The sequence below is a fragment of the Nitrospira defluvii genome, assembly GCF_905220995.1.
In the GTDB taxonomy this organism is placed as follows: Bacteria; Nitrospirota; Nitrospiria; order Nitrospirales; family Nitrospiraceae; genus Nitrospira_A; species Nitrospira_A defluvii_C.
In genome coordinates, this window is the sequence record NZ_CAJNBJ010000019.1 from 76,303 (window position 1) to 100,475 (window position 24,173).

At 58.8% G+C, this 24,173-nt stretch carries 24 protein-coding genes and 3 tRNA genes; 14 read left to right on the top strand and 13 right to left on the bottom strand.

Going from position 1 to position 24,173, the window contains the following annotated elements; genetic code table 11:
* Window positions 1-114: 114 nt before the first annotated feature.
* The 5 genes from KJA79_RS20385 (at window position 115) to zwf (ending at window position 4,889) form a co-directional block, all read left to right on the top strand.
* Window positions 115-1,143, top strand: coding sequence for a threonine aldolase family protein (locus KJA79_RS20385; protein WP_213043938.1), 1,029 nt, complete (start codon window positions 115-117; stop codon window positions 1,141-1,143).
* A gap of 79 nt (window positions 1,144-1,222) precedes the next feature.
* Window positions 1,223-1,450: a hypothetical protein gene (locus KJA79_RS20390; protein WP_213043939.1), complete on the top strand. Its 228-nt coding sequence runs from the start codon at window positions 1,223-1,225 to the stop codon at window positions 1,448-1,450.
* Window positions 1,451-1,468: 18 nt separating this feature from the next.
* Complete coding sequence (locus tag KJA79_RS20395; RefSeq protein WP_213043940.1) at window positions 1,469-2,275, top strand: nucleotidyltransferase domain-containing protein; 807 nt, start codon at window positions 1,469-1,471, stop codon at window positions 2,273-2,275.
* A 151-nt stretch (window positions 2,276-2,426) separates the two neighbouring features.
* The gene (gene gnd / locus KJA79_RS20400) at window positions 2,427-3,320 is read left to right on the top strand and encodes a phosphogluconate dehydrogenase (NAD(+)-dependent, decarboxylating) (RefSeq protein WP_213043941.1); all 894 of its coding nucleotides are present in this window, start codon (window positions 2,427-2,429) and stop codon (window positions 3,318-3,320) included.
* Between the two features lie 24 nt (window positions 3,321-3,344).
* Window positions 3,345-4,889, top strand: coding sequence for a glucose-6-phosphate dehydrogenase (gene zwf, locus KJA79_RS20405; RefSeq protein ID WP_213043942.1), 1,545 nt, complete (start codon window positions 3,345-3,347; stop codon window positions 4,887-4,889).
* Window positions 4,890-4,915: 26 nt separating this feature from the next.
* Here the strand turns inward: zwf and KJA79_RS20410 are convergent, their stop codons facing one another.
* Both KJA79_RS20410 and KJA79_RS20415 read right to left on the bottom strand, forming a co-directional pair.
* Window positions 4,916-5,230, bottom strand: coding sequence for a thioredoxin family protein (locus KJA79_RS20410; protein ID WP_213043943.1), 315 nt, complete (start codon window positions 5,228-5,230; stop codon window positions 4,916-4,918).
* On the bottom strand, window positions 5,227-5,898 hold the full coding sequence (locus tag KJA79_RS20415) for an SGNH/GDSL hydrolase family protein (RefSeq protein WP_213043944.1): 672 nt from the start codon (window positions 5,896-5,898) through the stop codon (window positions 5,227-5,229). The genes KJA79_RS20410 and KJA79_RS20415 overlap by 4 nt, the downstream gene beginning before the upstream one ends.
* 150 nt (window positions 5,899-6,048) lie before the next feature.
* Here KJA79_RS20415 and KJA79_RS20420 point away from each other — a divergent pair, with 150 nt between their 5' ends.
* Together KJA79_RS20420 and KJA79_RS20425 are read left to right on the top strand one after the other, a co-directional pair.
* The gene (locus tag KJA79_RS20420) at window positions 6,049-7,920 is read left to right on the top strand and encodes a HEAT repeat domain-containing protein (protein ID WP_213043945.1); all 1,872 of its coding nucleotides are present in this window, start codon (window positions 6,049-6,051) and stop codon (window positions 7,918-7,920) included.
* Window positions 7,921-7,937: 17 nt separating this feature from the next.
* A complete protein-coding gene (locus KJA79_RS20425; protein WP_213043946.1) occupies window positions 7,938-9,536 on the top strand; it encodes an HD-GYP domain-containing protein in 1,599 nt (532 codons plus the stop codon).
* A gap of 107 nt (window positions 9,537-9,643) precedes the next feature.
* On the opposite strand, the gene KJA79_RS20430 is transcribed toward KJA79_RS20425, so the two are convergent.
* Window positions 9,644-10,045 (bottom strand): hypothetical protein, encoded by a 402-nt coding sequence (locus KJA79_RS20430; RefSeq protein ID WP_213043947.1) that lies wholly within the window; start codon window positions 10,043-10,045, stop codon window positions 9,644-9,646.
* Between the two features lie 201 nt (window positions 10,046-10,246).
* Between KJA79_RS20430 and KJA79_RS20435 the strand changes: the two genes are divergently transcribed.
* Window positions 10,247-10,804 (top strand): OmpH/Skp family outer membrane protein, encoded by a 558-nt coding sequence (locus KJA79_RS20435; RefSeq protein WP_213043948.1) that lies wholly within the window; start codon window positions 10,247-10,249, stop codon window positions 10,802-10,804.
* A gap of 3 nt (window positions 10,805-10,807) precedes the next feature.
* Here the strand turns inward: KJA79_RS20435 and KJA79_RS20440 are convergent, their stop codons facing one another.
* Genes KJA79_RS20440 through KJA79_RS20450 form a run of 3 tightly spaced genes read right to left on the bottom strand, consistent with a single transcriptional unit; the run spans window position 10,808 to window position 13,281 of the window.
* Window positions 10,808-11,878, bottom strand: coding sequence for a DUF362 domain-containing protein (locus KJA79_RS20440; RefSeq protein WP_213043949.1), 1,071 nt, complete (start codon window positions 11,876-11,878; stop codon window positions 10,808-10,810).
* Between the two features lie 3 nt (window positions 11,879-11,881).
* The gene (locus KJA79_RS20445; protein WP_246507821.1) at window positions 11,882-12,262 is read right to left on the bottom strand and encodes a rhodanese-like domain-containing protein; all 381 of its coding nucleotides are present in this window, start codon (window positions 12,260-12,262) and stop codon (window positions 11,882-11,884) included.
* Window positions 12,259-13,281, bottom strand: coding sequence for a PA0069 family radical SAM protein (locus KJA79_RS20450; RefSeq protein ID WP_213043950.1), 1,023 nt, complete (start codon window positions 13,279-13,281; stop codon window positions 12,259-12,261). Before KJA79_RS20450 ends, KJA79_RS20445 begins: the two co-directional genes overlap by 4 nt.
* A 136-nt stretch (window positions 13,282-13,417) precedes the next feature.
* On the opposite strand from KJA79_RS20450, the gene serS reads away from it, so the two are divergent.
* The 6 genes from serS to KJA79_RS20480 all read left to right on the top strand — a co-directional run bounded on the left by serS (window position 13,418) and on the right by KJA79_RS20480 (window position 16,341).
* On the top strand, window positions 13,418-14,707 hold the full coding sequence (gene serS, locus KJA79_RS20455) for a serine--tRNA ligase (protein WP_213043951.1): 1,290 nt from the start codon (window positions 13,418-13,420) through the stop codon (window positions 14,705-14,707).
* Between the two features lie 21 nt (window positions 14,708-14,728).
* Window positions 14,729-14,818 (top strand) — tRNA-Ser (locus KJA79_RS20460).
* A gap of 551 nt (window positions 14,819-15,369) precedes the next feature.
* Entirely contained in the window at window positions 15,370-15,570 is a 201-nt protein-coding gene (locus KJA79_RS20465) for a hypothetical protein (RefSeq protein ID WP_213043952.1), read from the top strand.
* A 53-nt stretch (window positions 15,571-15,623) separates the two neighbouring features.
* A complete protein-coding gene (locus KJA79_RS20470; protein ID WP_213043953.1) occupies window positions 15,624-15,899 on the top strand; it encodes a hypothetical protein in 276 nt (91 codons plus the stop codon).
* A 199-nt stretch (window positions 15,900-16,098) separates the two neighbouring features.
* Window positions 16,099-16,191: transfer RNA gene (locus tag KJA79_RS20475), tRNA-Ser, on the top strand.
* A 74-nt stretch (window positions 16,192-16,265) separates the two neighbouring features.
* Window positions 16,266-16,341 (top strand) — tRNA-Phe (locus KJA79_RS20480).
* Window positions 16,342-17,000: 659 nt separating this feature from the next.
* On the opposite strand, the gene KJA79_RS20485 is transcribed toward KJA79_RS20480, so the two are convergent.
* The 7 genes from KJA79_RS20485 to KJA79_RS20515 all read right to left on the bottom strand — a co-directional run bounded on the left by KJA79_RS20485 (window position 17,001) and on the right by KJA79_RS20515 (window position 24,102).
* Window positions 17,001-17,999, bottom strand: coding sequence for a molybdopterin-dependent oxidoreductase (locus tag KJA79_RS20485; protein ID WP_213043954.1), 999 nt, complete (start codon window positions 17,997-17,999; stop codon window positions 17,001-17,003).
* A 117-nt stretch (window positions 18,000-18,116) separates the two neighbouring features.
* On the bottom strand, window positions 18,117-18,887 hold the full coding sequence (locus KJA79_RS20490) for an IS5 family transposase (RefSeq protein WP_213043955.1): 771 nt from the start codon (window positions 18,885-18,887) through the stop codon (window positions 18,117-18,119).
* Window positions 18,871-19,509, bottom strand: a complete 639-nt coding sequence (locus KJA79_RS20495; RefSeq protein ID WP_213043956.1) for an outer membrane beta-barrel protein — start codon at window positions 19,507-19,509, stop codon at window positions 18,871-18,873. The genes KJA79_RS20490 and KJA79_RS20495 overlap by 17 nt, the downstream gene beginning before the upstream one ends.
* Window positions 19,506-19,940 carry a redoxin domain-containing protein gene (locus KJA79_RS20500; RefSeq protein ID WP_213043957.1) on the bottom strand — a complete coding sequence of 145 codons (435 nt, stop codon included), beginning with the start codon at window positions 19,938-19,940 and terminating at the stop codon, window positions 19,506-19,508. The genes KJA79_RS20495 and KJA79_RS20500 overlap by 4 nt, the downstream gene beginning before the upstream one ends.
* 379 nt (window positions 19,941-20,319) lie before the next feature.
* Window positions 20,320-21,909: a mercuric reductase gene (locus KJA79_RS20505; protein WP_246507822.1), complete on the bottom strand. Its 1,590-nt coding sequence runs from the start codon at window positions 21,907-21,909 to the stop codon at window positions 20,320-20,322.
* Between the two features lie 26 nt (window positions 21,910-21,935).
* Window positions 21,936-22,685 (bottom strand): TVP38/TMEM64 family protein, encoded by a 750-nt coding sequence (locus KJA79_RS20510; protein WP_246507824.1) that lies wholly within the window; start codon window positions 22,683-22,685, stop codon window positions 21,936-21,938.
* 217 nt (window positions 22,686-22,902) lie between these two features.
* Complete coding sequence (locus KJA79_RS20515) at window positions 22,903-24,102, bottom strand: hypothetical protein (protein ID WP_213043958.1); 1,200 nt, start codon at window positions 24,100-24,102, stop codon at window positions 22,903-22,905.
* Between the last annotated feature and the right edge of the window lie 71 nt (window positions 24,103-24,173).

Genomic DNA, 24,173 nt, shown 5'->3' on the forward strand with positions numbered 1-24,173 from the left:
ACGTGGGCGCAGTGTACCAGGCCTGCAATCCCGCGCACGAAGAAAATTTGCTACAATGCCCCCCGCTCCGTTCAGTGACGCAACCGAGTCCCCCGTGGAGACAGGTCCTCGTTCATGATTGACCTCCGTAGTGATACGGTCACCAAACCGTCCCCCGCCATGCGCGAGGCCATGGCCCGTGCCGAAGTGGGTGATGACATTTACGGCGAAGACCCCACGGTCAACCGGCTGCAGGATGTCGGCGCCGCCCTCGTGGGAAAACGCGCCGCGCTGTTCGTGCCCTCAGGCACGCTCGGCAATCAGCTGTGCGTCCGGGCGCAGGCCGAGCCAGGACGTGAAGTCATCGTTGAAGGTCAGGGCCATATCATCCGCTATGAACAGGGCGCGGCAGCGGCACTGGCGGGAGTGCAACTCCATTGGATCACCGGCCGGCACGGCCTCATGACCGCCGAGCAGGTCGAAGCGGCCATCCGGCCCACCGATCCCTACAGTATTCAAACCGCACTGATCTGTATCGAGAACACGCACAATGCGGGCGGCGGGACCATCTACCCGCTGGCCACCATCCAAGCCATCCGCGCTGTGGCGAGTGCCCACGGATTGCCCATGCACCTCGACGGCGCCCGTCTGTTTAATGCGGTCGTCGCGTCAGGAGTTTCCGCCGCCGACTATGCGCGTCATTTTGAAACGGTCACCTTTTGCCTCTCCAAGGGACTGGGCGCACCAGCCGGGTCGTTGATCGCGACCGACGACCTTGCTCTGCTGGAACGGCTGCGACGCTTCCGCCGCATGTATGGAGGCGCGATGCGCCAATCCGGAATTCTGGCGGCTGCAGGACTCTATGCGTTGGAACACCACGTTCAACGGCTCGCAGAAGACCATGCCCATGCCAAACGGCTGGCGGCCAGACTCGAACAGATCCCTGGGGTCTCCATCAACCCAGCCGTCGTGGAAACGAACATCCTGTTTTTTGAGGTGCACAGCCCACGGCTCTCGGCTCATGCCTTCGTTGCGGCCCTCCGGCAGGAAGGCGTACTGCTGAACGCCGTGAGCCCACGAAGCTGTCGTGCCGTCACTCACCTGGACGTGTCGGCCCAGGCCATTGAGCAGGCGGCCGACGCCATCGCACGCGTACTCGCCTAATCGCCTGGTCTTTACGTTGACAGGTCGCCTGCCCGCTCATATACAATGCAGGCACGCGCAGCGAAGCTAAGAGGAATGAGTGTCACTCCACGCCGTCTCGTTTCAACAGATCAGCCGCATTCTTGACCTGACCGATGCCTTGGGCATCAATCGCGAATGGGTGGAAATTCCCCTCTCACCGGAAAGCCCGGGGATCGTCCGCAAACTTCCTAATGGAAAACTTGAGATTATCGTGGATGCCGACCAGCCGTTCGACACGTGGCTCGGCACCTTGGAGCAACAGATACGACGTGTGCAGGCCGCCTGACCACGTCGAAGGGTAGATATGGACTCACACCTGACCGATTCGTTACCGCAATCGACGCCCACTCTTCCTTCGTCGGAAGAGCTGAAGGCCGAGTTACTCGACATTCCCGAACCACCCGAGATGCCTCCCGCCGTCCCCCCGCCAGGCTATGAAGACGCGGTCACAGGCGCCGTGAAATACATTCGCGCGAAACGCGGAGGCGATTTGGTCGGCATCATTCTGGTCGGGTCCGGCGCCCGTCGCGCCGTGACGGCCCACAGCGATATCGATCTCATCGTGCTGGTCAAGGGGCCGGCCGACGCGCAGGAGATGATCCGCGTGGGAGATCGGCTGGTCGATATTCGGTATGGCGAGCACAAGACCGTGGCCGAGGATCTCGCCTATTCCACCCGTCTGGCGCCATTACTCCGGAAGGGACGGATTCTGTACGACCACGAAGACATCGCCGCCCAACTGATCGCCAAAGCTGCGCAACGGTTTCGCCAGGGCCCGCCGGCCGCAGGGATTCATGAACGCATCCGCCTCAAGGCCGAATGTCTACATTGGTTGGGCAAGGTGGAGGACCTGCGCGACCGACCCAACACGGCACAATATCTCCTGCAATTGTTCTTTGAAGACTGTGTGTCCGCGTTCTTTCGTCTTCGCGGACTCTGGTACACGGCACCGGTCGACACGCTGCGTTTCCTCGCGTCCCGCGACGCGGCGCTTGGAGAGTTGGCCAGCCAGTTTTTGAGCGCAGCGACCCTGCACGACCGCCTCACCATCGGTCGCCGCTTTGCCGACACCCTGTTTCGCGAGATTCCCCTTCCGCCCCGCGTGGACTGACAAGGCCGCCACCAACAAGGCGGCCTTGTGTTTGCGTTCGTGCCCGACCGTGATACCATCAGCCATCCGCCAAACCGGCATCGCCACACGCCGCGCGAGGCCGACTCACGACCAGTCATCACACACCGGGACTCACCAGAGAGGATGACCTATGGAATTAGGATTTGTCGGGCTGGGCAAGATGGGGATGAACATGGTGACACGCCTGCGGCAGGGTAACCACCGCATCGTGGCCTACGACCGCGCACCGGAAGTCGTCGCACAGGCAAAGCGTACCGGATGTATCGGCGCAACCTCGCTGAGCGATCTCGTCTCACACCTGACCGCGCCTCGCGCCGTCTGGATCATGGTGCCGTCTGGAGCGCCGACCGAAGAGACCATCCAAGCGGTTGCCGCGCTGCTGCAACCGGGCGATACCATCATTGACGGCGGCAACACCCGCTTCCATGACGATACACGACGCGCAACCGAGTTGAAGGCGCGAGGCATTCACTACGTCGATGTCGGCACCAGCGGAGGCATCTGGGGACTGACGGTCGGCTATTGCTTGATGATCGGCGGCGAACAGGAGCCGGTCCAGCGGTTGACCCCCGTCTTTCAAACATTGGCGCCGGAACAAGGGTGGGCCCACATGGGGGGCCACGGCGCCGGCCACTACGTCAAAATGGTCCACAACGGCATCGAGTACAGCATGATGCAGGGCTATGCCGAAGGATTCGAACTCATGGCGAAAAGCGAGTACCGCCTCGACCTGGGCAAAATCGCCGACTTGTGGATGCACGGCAGCGTGGTCCGCTCCTGGCTGTTGGAATTGGCCGTCGGCGCCTTGAAACAGGACCCCAAACTCGAACAGCTGAAGGGGTACGTGCAGGACTCCGGCGAAGGACGATGGATGATTCAGGATGCCATCGACAAAGACGTGCCGGTGCCGACCCTGACGGCGGCGCTGTTCACCCGCTTCCGTTCACGGCAGGAAGAATCGTTCGCGGAAAAAATGCTGGCGGCCCTGCGCAACGCCTTCGGCGGACATAGTGTCCGTCGCTGACCTTCACCAAGGAAGATCGAGACCATGTCCTCCCCTACGACCCCGCTCGACTGCAAACCCGTGCCGGAATCCGTACCGCCCGTTGAACCCTGCACCCTGGTGATTTTCGGTGGCTCGGGCGACTTGGCCCGTCGGCGCCTGATTCCGGCGGTCTATAACTTACTACTCGATGGTCTCTTGCCGGCTAAATATGCGGTGATCGGGCTGGGCCGGAAGCCGATGACCGACGATGAGTTCCGCACCATGGTGCGGGAAGGAGTCGTCAAACATTCGCGACAGGCATTGGTCCAGGAGACCTGGGACGCGTTCCAATCCCACCTGTTTTACATTCAAGGGGAAAACGAAGATCCGCAGACGTACCATGCGCTCCGTGCCAAGGCCGAACAGGTCGAACGGGATATGCACCTGCCAGGAAACCGGATTTTTTATCTCAGCATCCCCCCCAGCTCCTTTGCCTCCGTCTGTGAAGGATTGGCTCATTCGGGACTCGCAACCTCGGCGGACACGGCTCCCCCCTACTCGCGCATCATCGTCGAAAAACCGGTGGGCCGTGATCTCGCCTCGGCTCGGGAGATCAACGAGGTAACCGGGAAGGTATTCGATGAATCCCAGATCTTCCGGATCGACCACTATCTTGGCAAAGAGACGGTGCAGAACCTCATGGTCGTCCGCTTCGCCAACAGCATTTTCGAACCGATCTGGAACCATAAATACATCGACCATGTGCAGATCACCGTCAGCGAATCGGAGGGCGTGGGCACCAGAGCCACCTACTATGAGGAAGCTGGGGCGTTGCGGGACATGATCCAGAATCATCTGCTCCAACTGTTGTGCCTCGTCGCCATGGAGCCTCCCTACTCACTCGACCCCGACGTGGTACGAAATGCCAAGATGGAGGTGCTGCGCTGCCTTCGACCCATCGTCGGCCAGGATGTCGCGCAGTATACGGTTCGCGCACAGTATGCGGAGGGCACCGCACATGACCAGCCCGTGCCTGGCTACCGCCGGGAGAAGGGGGTGAATCCCAACTCTATCACGGAAACCTACGTCGCGGTCAAAGCGTTCGTCGAAAACTGGCGCTGGTCCGGCGTGCCCTTTTACCTGCGCACCGGAAAGGCCCTCCCGAAACGCGCCAGTGAAGTCGCCGTGCAATTCAAGGACATTCCCCAGATTCTCTTCAACGCCAATCCGGCACAGCCGCAACCAGCCAATGTGCTGACCCTGCGAATTCAGCCGGACGAAGGCCTTTCGCTCCGAATTATCTCGCGCGTGCCCGGCACCCGCGCGCAAACCCATCCGGTGGAGATGGACTTCCAATACAGCGACGTGTTCGGATGCCCGTCTCCGGAAGCCTATGAACGGCTGCTGCTCGATGTGATGGCCGGCGACGCCTCACGCTTCATGCGGCGCGACGCGGTGGAGGCCTCCTGGGACTGGGTCACAAAAATTTTGGATGGGTGGGCTCAACAGAAACTTCGCTGGTTGCCGGAATACCCGGCTGGAACCTGGGGCCCCGTGGAAGCGGAACGGATGATTCAAAACGACGGCCGGAACTGGCGCATGTTGTAGGAACAGCCGGGCACGGAGCCTCCGTTTCACGCAAGAGGCAGTTGCCGTCGAATCTCATCCTTCTTCCCGATTCCGCCGATAAAGCGGGAGAACGTTCCCTTTTCGAACAACGCGAGTGCGGGCAAGGAGCTGATCTCCAGCTCCGCGGGGATCTGAAAGTTTTCCTGCACGTTCATCTTCACGATTTTCACGGCCGCCCCCAACTCCCCGTGCAATTGCTCCAGCTGCCTCAACAGCGCGAGGCAATGCCCACAACCAGGCTGCCAGAACTCAACCAGCACCGGCATGGAGGCCTGCTCCACTTCACGTGCGAAGTTTTGATCCGTCACCTCCTCGATCATGGATGTGCCGCGCCCGAGGGGGAAGAACCGAGCAGAGACGAATCGTCGGCAAACAGGCGCTCATACGCCAACCGGCCGAACAGGTGGTAGCCGGAGGTCGTGAGATGGAGTCCGTCATTCGAGTACGGCTGCGCGAGCATGAGGGAGTCCGGGTCGGCCGTCTCCGTGAAGAGGTCGAGATACCGCAAGCCCTTCGAGCCGGCATACTCTGCAATCAAGGCGTTCAATCGTTGACGACGCTGAATGTGTTGCGCAAGCCACGCGGCGGCCTCCGGATTCTCTCCTCCCAGTTCAACACGGATCGACGGCACGGTCACGGGAACCGGCACCACTGAATTCGCCCGCGCCAGTTCATACATCTTGAGCAAGTTGCGCATGATCTCAGCCGGATCGGCATTCCATCCGAGATCATTTGTTCCCCCGAGGATGATCACCACCTGAGGACGACGATCGAGGACGGCGGCACGAAACCGGAGCACCATTTCACCGGTCACCTCACCGCAGACCGCACTGACCTCAACCAGCCCCCGTCGGCCCAGGCGCTCCTGCAAGACCTGACCATAGGGTGCGTCTTCCGCAGCAGGGTTCGACGGGCTGGGCACTTGGTATCCAGCCGTGAGGCTGTCACCGAAACAGAGAATGAGTGGGAGTCGCGTGCCAGAAACCATGGAGGGATTCTACTGTCAGGGCTGAGGCGACGCAATCCCGGGAATTCGCCGGTCATCGACTCGCGCCGACGTTGACGCCACGCGCTTGAGCCCTGCGCAGAGCGGCTATTTTCTTGACGAAGACACAGCCTCGCGATACGACTGACTCTTATGGAACCTACAGTCCCGATCCCGGAAGGCACTCCTCTCGCCCCGCTCACGAAAGCCCAGGTCGATCCGGAGGTCGCCGCAGTGAAGCAGCTGTTGAAGCTGCTCGACAAGGCGGCGAAGTCCGCCCGCACTTACGGGACCAAGAATCCGGTCGCACAACGTTTCTTTCAGCAGTTCTATGACGATTTGACCAAGCATCTGGCGCACCATACCCACCTCGCACTCCTCGTCCAACGCAACCAACTATTCCTGAAAGAGGAAGTTGTCTACGAGCCGGAGCGTGACGCAACGGGAGACAGCTTCGCTTTCAAGATGTATTCGGACGGCATTCGCGAACTGAGCTTTCACCAGGGACTGACGCAAGAAGACCTCGCCTTCTTTCTCGATGCGCTCTGGGGCGTACCCGCCGCTGAGACTGGGGCGGAACAGGCCGCCGCCGAGCAGGAAGATGACGACGACATTGTGACGCGGTTATGGGCCAAGAACCTCGACAGCATCACCGTGGTCACCGCCGAGGAATTGGTGCGGTCGTCCGGGTTCGGCCAGGACGAGCTCGAACTGCAGACCCAGGGCTACATGAACCTGTCAGTCACTTCATTGCGCGAACTCCTCGACCGCGAACGCGCCCAAAAGACGGCCGGCAAAGACGACGCAGCCGGGTCTGATGCGCCGGAGAACGGGACGGCAACAGGCGGAACCGCCGGTGGGAACAGCGCAAGCCGGCACCGCCGACTCCAACCCAGCGTGGTCGGATACGACGTCTCCGAGCAGGAGCATGAGATGCTCGCGCAAGAGATTCAACGAGAAACGGCACGCAATCCCACCACCTATATTCTCGATATCCTGACCGCCGTCCTGGCCTCCGAACCTTCGCCGGCCTTATTGAGCAAACTCTTCGACGTCTGGGACAGTGTTATTGATGTGTTGATACGCGCGGGGGAATGGACCCTGCTTGAAACCGTGCTGACCATGCTGCAGGAAGCGGAGACGGTCCGCCCCGATCTCTCGGACAGCCACAGGCGACAGGTCGCCGGCCTGTTCGATGGACTGCACCGGCCTGAGCGGCTGAAATCCATCGGAGTGCACCTGAACCGCACGCCGCAAGCCAAAACCGACGGCTTACTCACCCTGCTGCTGATGATGAAGCCGGACGCGGTTCCGGGGCTTTGCTCCGTCTTGGCGACGCTGGATACCCCGGCACATCAAGCCGTGATCATGGAAGCCCTGCAAACGACCGCGCGCGATCATGCCGAACCGATCCTCCGCGGACTGACGGACAAGCGCCCGACCTACGTACGCAACCTGCTCACGCTCCTCTCCCGATGGAACGACCCGCGCTTCGGCGATCACGTCGAGAAAACGTTGCGACATCCCGAGGCGACCGTTCGACGCGAAGCGTTGCGTCTCCTCGCAACCCTTCGCCCGTCGGGGAGCGGCACCAAACTGGTTGCGCTTCTGGGTGATGGGGATGAAACCGTCCGCCTGACTGCGATGAAGGTACTGGCCAGCGGACAATACGCGGCTCCATTTTCCGCCTGGGTCCCATTTGTCTCGGCCGACGACTTCTATGACCGATCCCCCGCGGAGAAACGAGCCATTTACCTGGCGATCAAACACACCGCCGGCGATGAGGCCGTGCCCTACTGGCAGGGCTTGCTGACGGAATGGTCCTGGACGAATCGGAAAAAGAAGGAAGAACTGGCCTTGCTCGCGGCAGACACCCTCGGCAAACTCGCCACACCCGCCGCAGTCACCGCTCTGGAGCTCGGGCAGAAAAAAGGCGGCAGCGCCGTCAAGCAGGCCTGCAGTGTCGCGCTCTCAATGGCCAACCGTGCCCACCGACGACAGATTCCATCCGCAGCGAACTCCTGATTGCGAGGACTCCACCCGTGAGCGACTCTCCAGTCCCCAACAACCAGGCTTCGGCAGCAGAGGACGCGCATCCGATCCTTACCCATGAACGATCACTGGCGAACAAGATCGCCAAGGGGTCCGAAGCCGGCGACATTCTCGATCAACAACTCGCGATGTTGGGTATACAGCTGGTCACCCAACTCAATGTCCTCATCAAGACCTCGCGCATCCACGGTCGCACGAATGCGGCCCTCGACAAGCCTGTGGACTCGATGTTGACCCTCGTGAAGACCTTGGCGGCGGATCATCCCGTAGTGCTCCGGCTGCAGAATGACTTTCTATTTTTGGGGGACAGCCATCTGAAAATGAGTTCGCAACAGATGGCGGTATTTGCGAGTATCATCGAGGCCCTGAACAAATGGCACATCGGGGGAGTCTCGTTCGCCTCGAGCGCTGAATCGAAGGATTATCGCGAATTCGCCTACCTGTTCGTCAGCCTTGACCCAGAAAAACATGCGCTCGCGGATCTGCAGGAGGCACTCCAACGCGCCGGCGTCACAGGTATCGAGTTGGAAGAACCCAGGACGCTTCAGTTGCAACATGTGGCGGAGACCGAGGGAGCCGCCGGAGGGCTAAAGACGGGTCTTGGAACATCCGCCTCGGATGCGGCGGGCTCGAAGGACAAGCGGAGAGCCCTGGCCAAAGGCGGGTATGCCAAGGCGGCGGCGGCGCTGGGCGATTTGAACAAGAATACACGCGCCGGGGGTACCGTCAGTTTCAAGCAGGCCAAGCGGGCGATTCAGAACATCGTCGAACTGTTGATGCAGGACGAATCCACGCTGCTCGGGCTGACGAATCTTCGTTGTCACGACCAATACACGCACAACCATTCCGTGAACGTCTCGCTGCTGGCGATGGCCCTCGGCAATCGGGCCGGCTACCCGAAAGTCGACCTGGCAGACCTGGGCCTATCGGCGCTTTTTCATGACGTGGGGAAATGTGCCATCTCCCTCGATGTCCTTAACAAGCCCGGAGAGTTCACGCAAGACGAGTGGGCTATCATGCGGTCACATCCCATCGAAGGCGTCTTCACCCTCGTCAAGGCACGCGGCATCAACAACGTGCCAGCCCGCATGGCCGCCGCCTCGTTTGAACACCATATGAACTATGATTTCTCGGGCTACCCCAAGCTCTGCGTGCCCTGGTCGCAAACGGTCGCCAGCCGCATCATCACCATTGCGGATTGTTACGACGCCATGACCTCGTCCCGCGTGTATCGTCGCGAACCGATGTCTCCCGCGAACGTGCTCAAGTTTATGTTCGGGAAGAGCGGACAGGCCTTCGATCCGGTGCTGCTCAAACTGTTCGTGAACTGCGTGGGGATCATCCCGATCGGGAGCGTCGTACGACTGGACTCAGGGCCCCTGGCCGTCGTGATCAAACCGGCGCAAGATAAGGCCAACGCCGAACGCCCATTGGTACGGGTGATGACGAACGCAGACGGCGTTCCCGTCGAGGACGGGCCGGAATTGGATCTCGCGCATCAGGATGAGCAAGGGCAGTACCTGCACACTATTCTGCAACTCGTCGATCACGCCGAACACCATTTCGACACCGCACGCTACTTCGTCTAACCGGTTGCCGAAACACAGGCGTGTGACGCCAGCGCTCACCCTCAGTCACCCTACTGTCGCGCGTGAATGCGAACCGCAGGGCACTCGCCATGGCCGGCTCGCCGACCCTATCGTTTACTCTCCGGCGGCGGCCACTCCATTTCCGTCTGTCGGCCGCAATAAAAACAGGCCACGCGGTACTTGGCTTTGCGGCGAGGATTCGGCATGGAGATGAACACCACCGGCGTGTCATCGAACGGACAGACGGGCTGCTGATGCAGCAAATGCTCGTCCGCCATCAATTCCAGCGCGGCGTTGTCCCACGGCGGCGCAAGTTGCTCCTGTCCGGTTACGCGACTGCGCCACCCGCAGGACTCACAGTGTAGCTCGAACGTCTTGATTCGATCTCGTGTCTGGGACTGGTCGATCGCGTCAACCGTCCCCGGACACCCGTCACGCCCGCAGCTGATACCTTCGTGTTGAATCGCCTTGACGAACAGTCGGTGGGTTGTGTCGTGACCAGTGGACATTCGACACTCCTTTCTCATCCGGTGGTGGCCAGGGTACCGGAGGGTAGGATACGGGAGGATGCTCCCTGGCTTATAGTCGCCGGGCTCCGGCCTGTCAAACCACCCATCCCCCGCCGTCTCCCCTTCTTGACACGTTCCCGGCGGACGGCTATTCTCCGGAGGTTTAGATCACGACTTTTTTTCGGCGAAAGGAGTCCCCAGATGGGTGTGAAGTGGCAAGGACCAGGCCGGTCCGCGACGATGGTCGGGGTGCTGATCGCAGCGACCCTCGGCTTGTTCTCAACGAGTCCGGCGGCGGAATTCAAGATGGGGGTGATCGATCCCCAAGTGGTCCTGGAAAAGAGCAAGGCCGGTAAGCGAGCCCTGGATGGATTGCGGGAATATGTGGCGACGCGCCAAAAGCTGTTGTCTCGCGATGAAGAAGAGTTGCGCAACACCGAGAAGCAACTCAAAGAGCAGGCGTCGAAGTTCACTGATGCGGAAAAGAAAGAGAAAGAAGCGTCGTTCCGCACCAAGATTCAGGACTATCAGAAACGCGCCCAGGAGTTTAATCAGGAACTTCAGGGCAAGCAGAAGGAACTCGTCGACGACTACATGAAGAAAATTGCCGCAGCCACCCAAGCCGTCGCCGACAAGGGCGGGTACCAGCTCGTGCTGGACAAGGGGAGCGAGCAAACCGTGAAGATCGTGATCTTCAACAAGGATACGATCGACCTCACCGAGCAAGTGATCAAGGAATTCGATCGCACCAATAAGTAGCAATTACGTCGCGAGCAAATCACGGCGAATATGCTCCACCAGCTGCGTGAAGGCTGGTGGAGCCCCGTCCACGGCATCGCTCACCACTTCGATCTCCCGTCCCGACCCGACCCCAAGCCCGAGTTCGGCAGCACGTTTGATTTGACGCTGCTCCCCGATTCGTCTGCCCTGAAGCTTCGGCCAGGTCCCGAAGGATCGGAGCAGCGCAATGGCAGTCAGATCGACGGCCACCCGATCTCCACTGCAAATGAGTAGATCCGTCTTCGAGGACGTTCCGGATGTCGGGCCTCCCGCAATCATGGTCGTCGTGCCGTCCGCCACGGTCAGTGTGGGGTGGACGGCGAGATTGATCTCGGCAATACGCTCGTGCCAATCGCCGCTCCAGAAGGTCACGGAGGGACGATTTCTGGGATGAACCACTCCCACAAAATTTTTCAGGCTGCAGGAAAACTCCGCGAAGCGATGCGTCTTGATCACCGGCATGTTGATCACAAGATCCGCGTCGTACACAGGACGCGAAACATAAAACTTCCTGAGCGCCTGCGCCGCCGCCGGTTCGACGCGAACCCATGGTTCATCCTCGAGAGCCAGCACCCTGGCCCCGGCCGACTCCGCAGCGGCCCGCATTCCCGTTGCCGTCATATTGGCGGACGTCGGAAGCCGAATGATCCCGGACCCATCGGCGACCAGCACCTCCGCCGCCCTGCCGGCCTTGGTCATCGCCGCCATAGCTGCGACCACCTGGGGATTGGTCGTCGAGGGCGGCGGCTGGTCGTTCAGGACATTGGGCTTCAGCAACACACGTTTTCCCCGCACGTTCAATCGATCGAATCCCCCGAGCAATTCCATGGCACGCGGCAACATTCGCCCCGGGTCCCGACCATGCACGATGGCCACCAAGGGCCGGCCGTTTCGGGTGAACGGATTTGCGGGAACGGGCTTTAGTGCGACCAAGGAGCCTGCGGGTTCAAACAACAGATGTCCCAGAATTGTCTGTGGCGACCGGAGCAGCGCCGGAAGGAGCAGGAGGCCAAAACCCGCGTTGTTGAAGAATTCTCGCCTGGAGAAGGGCATGTACTACCGCGAAGTATCCTTTTCGATGGGATAACCGGCCGCGCGCCAAGCCTTGATTCCCCCGTCCATGGAGACGACGTCGGTATACCCCATCTGGCCCAGACTCTCCGCCGCCAGCACCGAACGATACCCACCTCCGCAATACAGCACGATCGGCTGTGTTTTGTCGGGAAGAATGGTCTCAATGTCTCGCTCGATGACCCCCCTTCCGATATGAATAGCCCCCACGGCGTGGTCCTCGGCAAATTCGCGATCCTCTCGAACATCCACGAAGTGAAACGATTCGGCCCGATCCAGCCTGGCCTTCACTTCCGACACGCTACATTCCCGAACCTGCGCGCGTGCTGCGTCCACACGTTTCAGAAAGCCCGGATTGTGCTTCACCCTCCCTCCCCATCATATAAAGATTGTTGCGCCTGTGGGCGGCGGAAGGTCTGCGGCACAGGCTGGTCGTCCGGCATAAACCCAGCACGTCGCCGACTGAGCTCAAACAGCTGTTCCATGCAATGCCAATACGTGCCGGCCCCTTGCAGGCGACGAAAAAACCTCGCATCGCTCATCGCCCCGCCACGCACCTCTTGAATGCGGTGGACAATTTTTGAGACCCGATCTGGAAACGCGTCACGCATCCGTTCAAGAAACACCGACTCGACGTTGCCGGGCAATCGCAACACACTCCAGGTCGCAGTCGTTGCCCCCGCGGCTTTCGCACGCGCCAACAACTCTGGAATGGCTTTGTCGTTCAGTGCTGGAATGATCGGCGCCACGGAAATCCCGGTGGGAATACCCGCCTCAGACAGCAGTTTCATCGCCTCAAATCGCGCGGTGATGCTGGGCGCCTGAGGCTCCACCAGGCGCGCCGTGTCGTCATCGGCGAAGCCAATGCTGAAGTAGACACGAATCGAAGCCCGGTCGCGCAGGCGCTGGAATAGGTCGAGATCGCGAACCAGCAGGGTCCCTTTCGTGATGATTCCGACCGGGTTCTGATAGTCCGCACAGACTTCGAGGCAGGCACGAGTGAGACCGAGCGTGGACTCGACGGGCTGATAACAATCCGTATTCCCGGAGAACACGACCAACTCGCCGTGCCAGGATGGCTTTTCGAACGCCTGACGAAGCAGGTCGGCCGCGCGCCGTTTCACCACGATTTTTGATTCGAAGTCGGTACCCGCCCCAAACCCCCAATACTCATGTGAAGGGCGCGCATAGCAATAGGCGCAGGCATGGAAACAGCCACGATAAGGATTCACACTCCATCGGAACGGCAGGTCCGGGCTCTCATTGCGACTGAGAATCTGTTGCGTGTCGTCCTCGAACAACTGTACGCGTGCGCGTGCAGCAGGCTCAAGCTCTTCACGCTGTATCGACTCAAACCGATTGGGCGGATTGGAAACGACCCTCATGCCGGCTATGGTGCCGCGCGCATCGTGCGTTGTCAATCGCGCACGACCTCGTCGGGGCCGAACGCCGAGCTCCTCCGTTCATTGACTACGGGAACATGCGATGTTAGATTTCTCGCCGCTTCACGGGGAAACGTGTATGTACGACCTTCGCATCTTGCGGGACAACTTGGACGGAATTCGGGAGCGGCTTGGGCCGCGTGGCAAGGATGTCGCTTGGGAGGACCTCCGGAAGCTCACCGAGGATCGTCGCAGCCGGACGATCGAGGTGGAAGAGCTTCGGCATCAGCTGAAAAAGGGGTCAGACGAAGTAGCCCGCCTGAAACGCGAAAAGCAGCCAGCCGAAGCAGCCATGGCCGCGATGAAAGCACTGGGGGACACCATCAAAGGGCAAGAAGAGCAGCTCCGGCTCATCGAAGAACAGCTGTCTCACATTGCACTGCGCATCCCCAACCTCCCTCACGAGTCCGTGCCGACCGGGCAGGATGCCGACCAGAATGTGGAAGTGCGTCGATGGGGCTCGCCCCCCACACTCTCCGCGCCGGCCCAGTCTCACTGGGATCTTGGAGAGGCTCTTGGGATTTTAGACTTTGATCGCGCCGTACGCATGGCGAAAGCCCGCTTTGCCGTGCTGACCGGCCTGGGGGCACGACTCGAACGCGCGCTCATCAACTATATGCTCGACCGGCATACCAGCCAACACGGGTATCGCGAGGTGCTGCCTCCGCTACTGGTCAATCGCGCGGCCATGACGGGGACTGGGCAGTTGCCGAAATTCGAGGAAGACCTGTTTCAGATGCGCGATGAAGAACTCTTCTTGATCCCCACCGCAGAAGTACCCGTAACAAATTTGCATCGGGAAGAAATTGTGTCGGAGGAGGCGCTGCCGATTCGCTACACCGCCTATACGCCCTGCTTTCGGCGTGAGGCCGGTTCTTACGGCAAGGACACGCGGGGCCTCATCCGCCTCCATCAATTCAACAAAGTCGAACTGGTCGCCTTCGCAAAACCTGAGCAATCGTACGAGGAACTGGAACGATTGACCTCCCACGCCGAGGCCATCTTGCAGGGGTTGGGACTACATTATCGAGTCATCACGCTCTGCACCGGCGACATGGGATTCTCCGCGGCCAAAACGTACGACATTGAAGTGTGGCTGCCCTCGCAGCACACCTTTCGCGAAATTTCATCCTGTAGTAATTTCGAAGCGTTCCAGGCGCGCCGAGCAAACATCCGTTGCCGGCCCAAGGCAGGAAAAAAAGATTCGAAGCCCGAGTTCGTTCATACGTTAAACGGATCCGGATTGGCAGTCGGAAGAACGCTGGTCGCCATTCTGGAAAACTATCAACAACCCGACGGCTCGGTCGCCATCCCGGCTGCCTTGCAGCCCTATATGGGAGGACTGCAGAAGATAGAACGGTCCGTTTGAGAAGAGTTTCCGGCCAGATGTGGAGGGGTGACGGAGTGGCCGAACGTGCCGGTCTTGAAAACCGGAGATGGGGTAACCTATCCGCGAGTTCAAATCTCGCCCCCTCCGCCAAATCCCATTCTCCATCTCTTCCTAGCCACACCTGACGTCCCCACCTCACACCCTCCGCTTATGCTATCGGAATAGCGTCCGCCGCATGAGGGGAGACACGGGTCATTGTCCCCCGCCACGCCCGAGAGGGTCAGAATAACTACGCACTTGCGGGCACACTCCTCAACATGGTTGACTGAGAAAGGGTGAAGGTGTCTGCTTTGGTTGTGCCCACCCAGGGCGGCAAGAGGTCTCGACATCCTCCTGGCGAGATCTGCCTTCACCCTCAAACTCGGACATCGCCACCATGGAGGAACTCGCGAGGCGCAACAAAATCATCGAATCCTCAGCTTGAACACTTGATAATAAGCCATTGATTACACATGCTTTTTAGATAATTAAAGGATCGCACAACCCATCACCCCTCCTTAGATTAGCGCCCCTCCCCCTCCTCCACGGTATTCTCAGCCTCCTACTTGCTCGGTATTGTTGAGCATGCACGATTCACAGCAGGTCACAGCTGCCCCCCGGACATCGCTGCAGTCAACACCCCCGGTATCACAGGAGGCTCCATGCACAAACAGGTGGGAAGAATCGGATCGGTGCGCCGAGAACTTCATGGGAAAGCCTGTCCCTTCTGCGGTGGTCAGAAATATCAGTTGGTGCTTCGGGCACAGAACTCACCGGGCAACGATGGCCTTTTTGCCCGCTGTAGCCAATGTCAACGAGCGAAGGAACTCGACGAAGAACTTGGTCGCATCCTCTGGATGTAGCGGATTCCGCATCGTCGTTGCCTTACCAACCACCACCCGTCTCGTGAGGACATATGGCAAACTCTCACAAGAGTTCGCGTGCACGAACCCATCAGAAGTCACATGCCTTGCGCATGCTGCTGACCAGCGGCGTCGTGCGATCGGCCGATGTCGATCCTCCCTCCATGGAAATCCCGCGTTCTCAGGTCAGTCTCCCCAGCCCCTTCCCCTCAAGAAATGTGGTCCATACAAGGCTGGTCCACACGACGCAGTACAAACGCCAGCCGGGACTATTTGCTCAGTGGCAAACCACCTTTGCCGATATTCTGAAAGAGTTCGGCAAACGCTAGCGGGGGAGATCATCGACTGTACCCGCTCACAACCTACCCCGCACAACAAATCTTTCTTCGCTGAAAATCATTCACCAGAATCACTTGAGTGCGCTCCATGCTCTGGGGTATGATCCCCCTTCTTCTTTCCGGAGAAGGGGGATCAGATACCAATAGTCTAGGGCAGATATCTCATACAGGGTCTCGGACAAGGGAGTGCGGAGAGGTGGCCGAGTGGCCGAAGGCAACGGTTTGCTAAACCGTCACAGGGCCAAAAGCCTTGTCGCGGGTTCAAATCCCGCCCTCTCCGCCACGCCGAAGGTGAAGAGTTGATTTTTCTTTAGTTATCCTGTAGACAGAACCTCCTCCTCAACATCCTACCGAAACGCCGAGGTAGCTCAGTTGGCAGAGCACAGCCCTGAAAAGGCTGGTGTCGACAGTTCGATTCTGTCCCTCGGCACCATTAAACATTCAAAATGTTAGTGAAATCCAGCCTCATTCTGCCTCTTAACACAACCACAATTTCAGATTTTTTCAACCTATGCCCAAAAGCGATCGCCGTAAACTGGTGCCAGAGGCTCACAGACAGCCATGTTTTCCTCATGAACAACCCCATTTCAAGCCCCGATTCATTTTTTCAGTTACCACCCTCCCCGTCGCTCCCTTATTGCTACCCAGCGCGCGTAGCCTCCCGAGTACCCTCTGAAATTTCAGGAGGTGCTGCGATTGCCCCCGGAGGATTCGAGCGCTGAAGGATTTCAGGCACGCTGCCGGAACTTTAAGCCTTGGAGACCATGGTCATTGCGTGCAGTGAACAGCGCGCCGATCAAGGCGAGGCCGGCGGGAAAGGAAGAGTTTATGAATGGGCGCCAGAGGGTGGACGCCAGAATTTCGAAGAGTGTGTACCTATGGAGCGGGAAACGGGATTTAAATTCACGACCCTCGCCTTAAAAGGACCATTACAGTTTCTGACTCTTTCGCGGATTCAGCAAAATGTTAGAACGGTTTCTTGCTCGTTATAAATCCACCGACACCTCTCAGGAAGTGCCAACTATGATTAGTGATTAACATCTAGACGACCGTCGGCGGCCGGTCGACTGGCCGCCTCTTCTTGAGCCGTTTCTAGACGGAGATGGTCACGGTAATCTCATGAAGCCCAGTCGCACCGTCTGGAGCAGAATCTTGCTCAAGTGACGTTTGGACCATTCCCGTTCCATCAGTCGCACGGACCAGCATCGTGTAACGGCCCGGTGCCGGCACCGCCCAATCATAGCTCCAGAAGTTCCATGCATAGGGAGAACTCGGCGGCTCAAGTGTCGCTGCAGTCCAATGCTCACCATTGTCTATGCTGATCTCGACCAGCCGGATCCCCCTTGTGCCTGCAAAGGCGAGTCCTTGTACTCTATGGTGAAGACCAGGAATGGTCGTTCCATGACCCGGCAGATCGATTCGAGACATCGTCTTCACGCTGGCGTCGTCGGTCCAGCCCCTCTGCTGATAGTAGCCCTTATAGTCGTAATTCACGACCTCGATCTCGGTGAGCCACTGCACGCTTTTCATCCCGTAGTGTCCGGGCACAACGACGCGGGCAGGAAACCCATGGCCCTGTGGGAGCGGCACGCCGTTCATCCTGTGCGCGATCAGCACATCCCCGGCCATTGCTCGTTGAAATCGAATACTGTCTGAGAATCCATCGGCGGCTTTAAAGACGACATCATAGGCACTGCCGTTTGCACCAGCTTCATCCAGTAGGGCACCAAGAGAAATACCTTCCCACTTTGCCGTGCTGATGAACTCTCCGGCAACGGTATTGCCAACACACTCCAATGTGACAATGCTCGAAACTGTCGGCTTCTCGAGCAGCTGGTCATAGGTCAGTGTGATCGGTCTCTCCACGAGACCAGTGACCAAAAGCGCCCACTCGCCGATTCGAATAGTTGGTGGACTCCGATACGACGTGACGTAAAACTCCTCGTTGGGTGTGATGGACGGGGTACCTCTCGCCTGCTGAGGGCGAAGAATACGATCGAGGAGACCCGAGCACGCAGACCCTGGCCAGGCTGCCAGGAACGCCAATGCGCTTGTCGCCTTGAGAAAGCTGCGACGGGTGAGAGAGCTCATGGTCCAAAATGATAGACAATGCCGCCCATGAACCAATTGGTCCGAAGGTCAGCCTTGAATTGATTGTCAGAGAACTCGACGGACGCACGGGCATGCTTGTACTCACTAGAACCTATCTCAAAATTGTTTGAGGAGCATCGTGATGCAGGCGAGCTGCACAAAGCCGAGAAAATTGGTGGCGTAGTATTCCCAACGGATGAGGAGCCGTCGTTTCCACTGGAGCCAGGCGAAGAAGCGCTCGACGAGCCAGCGACGTTCGTATCGGCGGAGGTGGCGTCCATCCTGAGTCTTGAGTTTCCGAGTGGAGCGATGCGGCGCGATCATGTTGACGCCGTCTTGCTGGAGCTCCTCATCGAGGCCATCGCTGTCATAGGCCCGGTCTCCGATGAGATGTTCCGGCTTGGCCTCCAGCATGTAGAAGTCGAAACTGAGTTGGACCAGGGTGACTTCATGATGATTGGCGGCATGCGTACTGACCGAGAGCGGAAGTCCATGGCGATCCACAATCGCGAGAATCTTCACGCCCTTGCCGCGTTTCGTGAGCCCGACGGCCTCGCCGCCACCCTTGGCCGCTGCAAACGTGGCATCAATGAAACTCTCCCGTTCGTCGAGCACTCCTTCGTCGCGCAGCGTGTTCGCCAACTGGGTCAGCACCGCGCGCAAGACCTCTTGTTGACACCACTGTTGGAATCGACGATGGACGGTTTTGTAATTCGGATAGCACTGCGGCAGGAAGTGCCACTGGGCCCCGGTATTCAGAATCCAGAGGACGGCGTCCAAGACCGCTCGGGTCGGCACCGGTTTGCGTCCAGGACGGTTATCGGGAATGTGCTCTTCGGGGAAATGGGCACGAATCCTCTCCCATTGGTCATCACGCAGACGGAGCATGTCCGGACTTATACGGCTGGAAATTCAGGCCGTCAACTATTTTGAGATAGGTTCTAAAGAGCGCGAGATGCTCGGTCAGAAACATTTTCACTCCGACGAACACGTTGAACACCGGGTAATATACGGACTCTGCGTGGGGTGCCGTACGCAGCAGGGAATTTCCCAGGCCAGCTCCACCCCCCATATACGGTTGGAGATGTTGCCCCGGATAGCGCGCGATGACATTCATAACCATATTATTTGAAGTCAGCCCGACGCGCGGAGTCATCCCGTTCTGCTGCGTCGCACCCAGGATCGGCGCGGTGGCCGTGATACTTTGCCGTTCAATATTGGCGTCGCTGTGAGAGAAATCAAACTCCAGGCCAATCCAGTTCCAGGCATCGGAGAAGAAGTATCCCGCCTTGACCCCGTAAGCCGATTGGTTACGCAGGTTCAGATCGTTCGACGTCACTCCGCTAAAGCTACCCGTCCCACGAATGTTGGCCAGGTCTTGCGGAACCTGCAGCCCACCCTGAGCAGCAAGGTACCACTCGGCTCGACTTGAGTCCCACCACACGAGCATCCAAACACACAAGACAAGCACCTTGGCAAGCATGGGCCGATAGCTCATGAGATCCCTCATAAATGCTCCTGCAACAGCGATTGAATCAGCCGTTCGGTATCTTGATATCCACCTTCCCCGATCCGCACGTACCGAACGATGCCTTGCTTGTCGATGAGATATAGCGCCGGCCAGTAGTGATTTCTATACCGGTTCCAGGTCGAGTAGTCGTTGTCAATCGTGACTGCGTAGCGAATGTCATGTTCAGCCACATACTGTCGGACCTTATCAATGTCGCGCTCATAGGCAAACTCTGGAGAGTGGACGCCGATCACGACCAACCCGTGCTCGGCATATTTTTTGTGCCAGTCCTTCACGTGCGGTTCGACGTTCCGGCAGTTGTAACAGCCGAACGTCCAGAACTCGACTATAACGACCTTGCCCTTCAGGTCCATCAGTTTCAGAGGTAGGCTATTCAGCCACATTTCATTCATGATATCTGGCGCCTTCATGCCAACATCCCCTTGGGCGGTCGCCCATGGGGCAGAGATGCTGAGCAGAAGAACCCCGATTATCGTCATGACCCTCAGAATCATGGTCAACCTCTCTTTGGGGTCGAGGTTAACGGTGTTGTGACGTTGGTCGCTGTCGGAGAGCCGCAGGGACAAGACCGCGATTGCTTCCTTGCTCAAGCTCGGCCTCTTCGCCACTTCACAGTGGTCCGACTGGGAGCGTTCTTGGTCGTGAGCAAACATCAGCCGCTCCTGAAGCAATGAGCTGAACCGACCAGGCACGGCATGTCACCTTCAGGCGTCGTGGCAACTGCGCATGCAACATCATGGGCGTTGTGCGAATGGCGGATGTATGCATTGCAAGCGAGCCATGCGAACCCTAGCTTTTTCGCGTCCAAGCAAACCACTTCGTGAGGATGTTCTTTTGCCCGTTCGTAAAGTGTGCTTTGCGCCAGAGGTTTATCACCTTCTTGTTAACCTCTGCCTGCGTGGGATAGGGATGAATCGTCCCGGCAATCGTCTTGGCACCGGCCCCGGCTTTCATCACTACGGAGAACTCATTGATCATGTCACCGGCATGGCAAGCTACAATGGTGGCACCGAGGATCTTGTCGGTACCCTTCTGAATATGCACACGAGCAAAGCCTTCGTCTTCGCCATCGAGTATCGCCCGGTCCACTTCAGTGAGGGGGTAGGTGTAGGTCTCGACTTCGAGGCCCTTGGCCCTGGCATCCGCTTCATACATTCCCACGTGCGCGACTTCCGGCTCCGTGTAGGTGCACCAGGGCATGACCAACGAATCCGCACTCGCATAGGCGAATCCGAACGGGTGAGGGAACAGCGCGTTCTGGATGAGGATCTGTGCCATGGCATCAGCGGCGTGAGTGAACTTGTACTTGGAGCAGATATCGCCCGCTGCATAGATTCTGGGATTCGTCGTCTGGAGTCGGTCGTTCACCATCACGCCGTTTCTGTCGTACTTGACATCGGCGGTTTCCAATCCAAGCCCCTGGACGTTCGGCGTGCGACCGATACCCAGGAGAATTTCGTCGACGGTGATGTCATAGTATTGGCCGTGCGAGTCGACGGTCAGCCGCTTACCACTATCCATTTTGCTGAGCTTCAGTTCCTTGCCACAACAGAGAAGCTTCACCCCATCGCGGACCATCTTCTGCTCAACGATCGCCGCTGCGTCTCGATCCTCATTCGGCATAAGGCCATGCTGTGCCTCGATAAGAAATACCTGGCTGCCGAACCGGGCAAACGCTTGTGCCAGCTCGCACCCAATCGGTCCCGCCCCGATGACCCCAATACGTTGCGGCAATTCAGTCAGCGAGAACACTGTTTCGTTGGTGAGGTAGCCGACCTCAGCTAATCCTGGCGTGAACGGAACCGCGGCTCTGGCCCCTGTACAAATCGCTGCCTTGGCGAATCTCAAGGTGCGGTTGCCGGCCTGTCCTTCGACCTGAATTGTGTCGCCATCGGTAAACCGTGCGTTACCGATGTACACGTCAACGCCCAACTTCGTGTACCGGTGGACCGAGTCCGTGTGACTGATTCGCGCCCGCAACTTCCGCATACGGGTCATCGCGCCGCCAAAGTCGTATTTCACGCCCGGAGGGATGTGAAGCCCAAATTCTCCTGCATTGCGCAGGTCGGCCCAGGCGCGCGCCGCTCGGAGGATCCCCTTAGACGGCACACAGCCGACGTTCAAGCAGTCACCTCCCATGAGATGCCGCTCTATCAAGGCCACTTTGGCCCCCACCCCGGCCGCAATCACGGCTGTGACGAGGCCAGCCGTCCCGGCCCCGATTACAATAATATTGTAGCGATCCCTGGACTCAGGATTGATCCAACTCGATGGGTGTACATTGTCGACGAGTTTCTGGTTATGCTCGTCTTGCGGAAAAACCACCCCGTACTCAGGCTGGGGCATCGAATCCATCCTCTCGGTCGGATGTGTAATCATAGGAGGTCGCTCCTTCGCATCAGCAATCAATGGCCATCCTGTTTGTTTACGGAGAGCTTCTTGTAAACAATGGGGACGAGGGCAAGAAGCCCTAGGAGGATGAACGCAGCAAGCACGCTGGGCGAGGCAATCTCCTTGAGCGAGTTGATAGTACCCAGTTGTCGTCCAGCGTACGCGTATACGAAGGAGCCGGGGATAATCCCGATGGCCGTGGCCATGATGTACGTCCCCACGCGTACATGCGTCAGCCCCGACACCAGATTCACAACAAAGAAGGGGAACAACGGAATCAGGCGCAGGGTCATGAGATAGCTGAGAGCATTCTTGGCGAATCCTTCCTGGAAGGGGCTAAGCCATTTCCCGAATTTCTGTTCGACGGCATCACGCAGGAGATACCGAGCGACGAGAAACGACAGAGTCGCGCCGGTTGTCGCGCCAAGGTTGACGAAGAGCGTTCCGAAAATGCTGCCGAACAAGAATCCTCCGGCCAGCGTCAGGATGACCGCGCCAGGCAGCGACAGGCCCGTGACCGTTGCATACGACACAATAAAGAGCGCCACGGCGGTGGCATAGTTGGCCCCCGTGAAGGCGAGCAAACGATCACGATTCTCCTTCAATGCGCCGAGGGATAGTGCGCGCCCCACGTCGAAATAGAAGAACGCCGTGATGCCAAGAGCGAGGACGAGCAAGACGATCAGCTTTCCCGGGGCTCTCGCTTGGGCAGGCATTGCGGGAGGGGCAGCAACCTCCTCTATCATCTCGTGGTGTAGCATCATGACTCCTTTCTGATCCATCACCGTGGAAGATTGTGCTTGTTACAGCTATGCACTGAGTCGGTCAGGAGAGCCGATTCTTACAGGGGGGTTCTCGCTTAGCCTGACAGCCCCAAGTGATGTGGCCGCGTCGGCCGCACAGCCGGCTATCCACCATGGGCGATTGTGTAGAGCAGGTGGACGCTCTCAGGCGAGGCGGCGCAGTGACACATCGCTCCTGCTACTTGGTAATCGCAATCGCCGGTGTCGGGTACTTCGTCAGATCCGTCACCGTCATCTGGAAGAGATTCGACAGAACCGCAAAGGCTTCTTGATTCCAGCTCGGTACCATGCCCTGACTCACAGGATATTTCCGGACCGAGTAATACCGACCGTCGAACGGCACGGAGAATTCATAATCGCCGGGCTTCGAGTCGGACTCCTCGATCTCGAGCGTACGAGCCGGGTTCCGCACGACCGTCTTCGTTCTGACATCGGGGGACACCATCAGCTCCTGCTCCTCCTCGATGCTCCGAGCCACGAAGCCAATGATCGCGTTCATGCTGCGGAGCAAGATCGAGCCGTGCAACGGATAGTCGCCGCCCGGGTTGCCCGGCCGGATATCGACCAGGATGGAGTCGAGCGGCGCCCGTTGGGCTTCCTCATGCAGGTGCCGCCGTTCCTCGTTCGACAATCGGGCCGGGTCGTAATTTGCGATCACCAGCCTACCGACGGCCTTGCGGCGAACCGTGTGGACTTTTCCCTCGTCGTCGCCTTCCCAACGGAATCCCTTCTCCAGTGCCGCGACGACTTCGTCTGGATTCGGCGGACGATTCGTGCGGACCGTGTGACTCTCCTCGAACAGAATCGGACCGACAAAGAGTTGGCGCTCCGCGTCCAACCCGGCCAGATGCAGCAGCCTCCGGCGAAACTCTCTGTAGCCCTCTCCCTGGGACGGCGCATTAAACAACACGAGAGGGCCGCGCTCGTCATCGAACGCAATGCCGCGCGCCATCAGGCGCAGCACCATATTGATGTCGTAGCCCTGCCGAACCAGAAACTCGAACTTATCCTCGTCGAGCGGCCGCAACACACGCTTCGTAAATTCCTCGCCGGTGATCGGCACAATCGTGATGGTCGGATTCTCCGCGACGCTCGCGCTGTACTCAAGATTGACCGCCCGCTCGGCCGCTTCCGGCGCGCGTCCCAATCCTCCGGAGATCCCGGCGCTGGTTCGAAAGTCGAACGTGGCCGCGACGCTGGACACCGCAGTGAAATGCACCGGCCGGTGGTACCGGGCCCGAGCAATGTTCAAGAGGAGCAGATCCGCTTCGACATAACTCACCGTCCGGTCGTACTCGATCACCGCCCGATGCATGGCGATGGGCGAGAGACATCCGGAGAGGATGATGAACATCAAACTACGTAATAGGCTGTTCAAACAGGTTGTCCAGCAAGGCACGAGCGACTGAGGACCCGAGGCGTACGCTTGTATGTACGTCGCCGGGTGCG